The sequence below is a fragment of the Psychrobacter sp. genome (assembly GCF_049295055.1).
GTDB lineage: Bacteria > Pseudomonadota > Gammaproteobacteria > Pseudomonadales > Moraxellaceae > Psychrobacter.
The window spans coordinates 1-4,456 of record NZ_JBAQQF010000021.1 but is presented as its reverse complement, the minus strand read 5'-3'; the positions used below and the strand labels follow the sequence as shown (position 1 = coordinate 4,456).

The window sequence follows — 4,456 nt, the reverse complement described above, 5'->3', positions numbered from 1 at the left end:
TGTTATTTCCTTATCTGCTCAACAAATTTAGTTTTGGTATGGCCCTACTATCGAGCAGCTTGCTAACGGCTTTATTTTTTGCACTGTTCGCAACGGTACTACAGAGCTTTAAGATCAACCTTTTTTAGGCTAGCCAAGAAATTTGATAGAAACAATTATTTTAAACAGCTAACTTAACGCTTAGTCTGCGCTAAGTTTCTCCTATGTCTTATTTTGTATGATGGATTTCTATCGACCCTTCTGACGATTTTATTAAAAGTTATCAGCCATGAATCTAAACTATGGAGTAAACACCATGAAAAAATTATCCACTCTAAGCAAATCATTGATAATCGCCCTTAGCGCTTTAGGTATTGGTACTATCGCTATTGCCTCAGGACAAATTCCCACTATTTCGGGTGCTGAGACTAGTGACGCGGTGGCAATATCTAAAAGCAAAATCAGTCTAGAGCAAGCTATCGCTATTGCACAAAAAACAGTCAAAGGAGATTTAACAAGTGCTGAATTTGACCAAAACGATTATATGGAAGGCGGTGAATTTGAAATTAAATCTATTGCTAGTGACACTGAATATGAGGTAAAAATCGATGCGAGCACGGGTAAGGTTCTAAAAACCAAACAAGAAAAACTCGATCAAAATGATATAGCGGAGTATAACGCCCTGAAGCAAGCTCAGTTCAGTCTAATTCAAGCGATGCAAAAAGCGACTCAAAGCGTCAGTGGCAAAGTTCTTGAAGCAGAGTTCGACTTTGATAATGGCATACCAGCTTATGAGATCGAACTTGCTAAAGGTATGCAAATACATAAACTAGTCATCAATAGTATGACGGGCCAAGTTATCAGCAGTCAATTAGACAATGATGATTAATATACTAGTGTAAAGACTCTAAATCCCTGCTCTTAACAATGTTTAATAATAGCTCTAAATGATACTGCAGTATCGATTAGAGCATTTTAGTTTAAAGATATTCTTAAAAATGCCATTATAGATGAAATAATTAGTCTTTTTATCTATTGAACAGTCAAAAAATAAGGACATCCTATGCGCGTGCTACTGGTTGAAGACGATTTGATGATTGGTGAAAGCCTGAGCGAAGCTTTGCAAGATGAAGCATATACTGTCGACTGGGTAAAGGATGGTCGCCAAGCTATTCTGACGTTAAGGGCTCAGTCCTATGAAATTATCTTATTAGATCTAGGCTTACCTGAAATTGATGGTATGGGCGTTTTAACCGCTATTCGTGATGCCAAAATTGATACGCCTGTATTGATACTTACAGCACGCGATCAATTAAAGGATAGGATCGCAGGGTTGGACTCAGGTGCAGATGATTATTTAGTTAAGCCTTTTGAGCTTGGAGAAGTCTTTGCTCGGATGAGGGTACTAATTCGCCGTGCTCAAGGCAAGGCTGACAATCAGCTTAGCGTAGGTAATCTAAATCTTGATACCGCAAACAAGCGCGTCATGATGAATAGTGCTCCTATTGACTTGACTGCTAAAGAATACATGCTGCTCACCACCTTTATGCTATCTCCTGAAAAGGTTATGTCCAAAAACGAACTTGAGGATTCACTGTATGGTTGGGGCGGTGAAGTTGAGAGCAATGCTATCGAATTTCTCATTCATAGTTTAAGGAAGAAGGTCGGACAGGATAGAATTAAGAATGTTCGCGGACTTGGTTGGTACATTAGCAATGCTTGAACCTCTAAAACACTTATCATTACCTTCAAAAGTCATCTACTATGATTAAATTTCATAAAGTATTTAACTCACTACAGTTTCAACTGATCTTTTGGTCTGTCTTGTCATTATTACTACTAGCTGTAGTGGCTGGTGGTTATGGGTTTTGGTATAACTATAATGAGATAAACGATTTCCAAGATGATAACTTAAAAAATACAGCAGCTTTGTTAGAGCAGTCACTCGATATAAATGGTTTACATACCAATATAGTAAGTTCAGACAATGTCCGTAACGTGAGTACCAATATTCATTTCGATACTGACGATGATGATGGGGCAATTACTGTTGATATTGTAGGAATGACTGCACAACCTGCTAGCTTTATAAAAGATGATCAAAATAATGATTATGATTATGCAAAGCCTATAACAACCGAGCTACTAACCAATATTCCTTCAGGAATAAGTGATCAAGAAATCGATGGTCATACTTGGAGAACCTACAGAAACAACGTCAACATTAAATCTTTTAGTAGTACTGAAAAAGTAGCTCTTATCTTGCGCCAACAAACTGATCTACAAGATGACTTAGCAAAGGCCAGTGCTTTACAGTCTTTTTTACCCCTTATTATTGGTATAGCTTTATTAATGCTCTTATTACCTTTTATTATGTGGCGGATGATGAAGCCTGTACGCCAACTACATCAAGAAATTAGCATACGTAATGAGAATGACCTAAGTCCTCTACAGATTGAAAAATTGCCTTCTGAATTGCTGCCACTAGCAGAATCCTTAAATAGATTATTATCACTGGTCAAAGTCAGTATAGAGCGTCAGCAACGCTTTATAGCAGATGCCGCGCACGAGCTACGCTCACCGCTTACGGCTATCTCATTACAGCTACAACGATTGCAACGTATCACTCACGATAGCACAATGTCCGAAGGGCTCGATAAACTAGCTATTCGCTTAAAGCGTAATCAAAGCTTGGTTGAGCAGCTATTAACGCTTGCGCGAGTTGGTAATATGAATAACTCAATCCACAATGACAAAGCGACAACTAGTGTCAAGTTTATTGTCGAACAAGTTATTAGCTTACTCATTCCTATCGCTGATAATAAAAATATTGCAATGACTGTTAACTTGCAATCTAGCAATAAAGTAGCTATAGATGAAACGTCATTATTAGTGCTTATCAAAAATCTTATTCAGAACGCCATTATTTACACGCCAGCCAATGGTCAAGTAATCATTAATCTCTATCAGCTTGGGCAGCACTCTGAGAGTTTGGAAAAATCGATTTTAAATACTCAATATGATTTTGGCTCGCATGTGATTCACTCTGAGAAGTTGAATACTTTATCTAAAAGATCAAGTAGTAGACTGGCACTACAAATAATAGATTCAGGTCCAGGTATTCATTCTAGCGATTATGAAAATATTTTTGAGCCTTTTGTACGGCTTAATCAATCATCGAATGTATCTGATCTACTTAGCACCAATAGTAGCGACTCAAGATCAGATAGTGCTAGAGATATATCACAACAAATACAAGGAACAGGCCTAGGACTCTTTATCGTTAAATCAATCTGTGAGCAGGCAAGTATCGATGTCTTTATGAATGACTCTAAATCTATAGTCTCAACTCATGAAAATAATCGAGGGCTTTGCTTAACCTTAGTTTTCTAAGTGGATAAAAAACTTTTGATAGACGCCAGTGTATCTTGACGCTTTCTTAACACATCTGTTGATAACCTATCAATGTCTACAATATGATATTAAATTTGATTATTAACAGAGCGAATTCACCCATGAACACATCTTTGAAGTCTTCAAACCCAGCTACTGCCTCAGAGTACGATCCGATACAGAAGGCTCTATCAAAAGTACCAGAAGTCACTTTATTATTTTGGTTAATAAAGATTGCAGCAACGACATTGGGCGAGACTGCGGGTGATGCCTTATCAATGTCATTAAATCTAGGATACATTGTCAGTACTGGCATTTTTGCTATTATATTTGCTATAGCAGTAGCTACCCAGATCAAAGCCAACTCATTCAATAAATGGTTGTATTGGGCACGATTATCGCAACCACTACCTTAGGTACAACGATAGCAGAATATGTGACCAGATCGTTAGGGATTGGCTACGCTGGGGGCTCTGCTTTGCTGATAGCGCTACTTGGATTATGTTTAGTCACATGGCAAAAAACGATGGGTAGTATCGCCGTTGACAGTATAAGCAAGCCCAAAGCTGAGGTGTTTTACTGGACGACTATTATGTTCTCTCAAACGCTCGGCACCGCACTTGGTGACTGGGTAGCAGATAGTAAAGGTATGGGCTATACCACTAGTGCAATTATCTTTGGATCTCTATTAGCACTTATGACTTTAGCACATTTCTATACTAAATTATCTAAAACGCTACTATTTTGGGGTGCTTTCGTGCTGACTCGTCCATTAGGAGCTGTATTGGGTGACTTTTTAGATAAACCTATTGATCATGGTGGTCTTGCATTAAGCCGTTTTGGGGCATCAGCAGCTTTGTTAGTCTTTATCATTGTATGTTTATTAGTGTTCAAGCAAAGGGCTAGTGCCAAAGCACATTGATGGACTAAGAAAATTTATTAGTATTTCATAAATTTTAGGGCGTGTCCTCAATTCATCTTGCAATGAATGATAGTGCACGCTAGGTAAAGCATGGACTTGAAATTACGAGCCAACTTCTCATAACGAGTGGCTATACTACGGGAATGCTTGAGCCTGGCGAAC

Annotated in this window: 3 protein-coding genes and 2 pseudogenes; 4 read left to right on the top strand and 1 reads right to left on the bottom strand. The window is 38.2% G+C overall.

The window, feature by feature from the left end; all coding sequences use genetic code 11:
* The first annotated feature begins 295 nt into the window (after window positions 1-295).
* From WAZ74_RS03045 to WAZ74_RS03030, 4 genes and pseudogenes are all read left to right on the top strand, one after another.
* Window positions 296-868: a PepSY domain-containing protein gene (locus WAZ74_RS03045; RefSeq protein ID WP_422305669.1), complete on the top strand. Its 573-nt coding sequence runs from the start codon at window positions 296-298 to the stop codon at window positions 866-868.
* A 174-nt stretch (window positions 869-1,042) separates the two neighbouring features.
* On the top strand, window positions 1,043-1,702 hold the full coding sequence (locus WAZ74_RS03040) for a response regulator (RefSeq protein WP_422305667.1): 660 nt from the start codon (window positions 1,043-1,045) through the stop codon (window positions 1,700-1,702).
* 41 nt (window positions 1,703-1,743) lie between these two features.
* Complete coding sequence (locus WAZ74_RS03035) at window positions 1,744-3,372, top strand: sensor histidine kinase (RefSeq protein WP_422305665.1); 1,629 nt, start codon at window positions 1,744-1,746, stop codon at window positions 3,370-3,372.
* 122 nt (window positions 3,373-3,494) lie between these two features.
* A pseudogene (locus tag WAZ74_RS03030) lies at window positions 3,495-4,294 on the top strand (hypothetical protein).
* 47 nt (window positions 4,295-4,341) lie between these two features.
* On the opposite strand, the pseudogene WAZ74_RS03025 reads toward WAZ74_RS03030, so the two are convergent.
* A pseudogene (locus WAZ74_RS03025) lies at window positions 4,342-4,456 on the bottom strand (IS5/IS1182 family transposase); the annotation flags it as partial.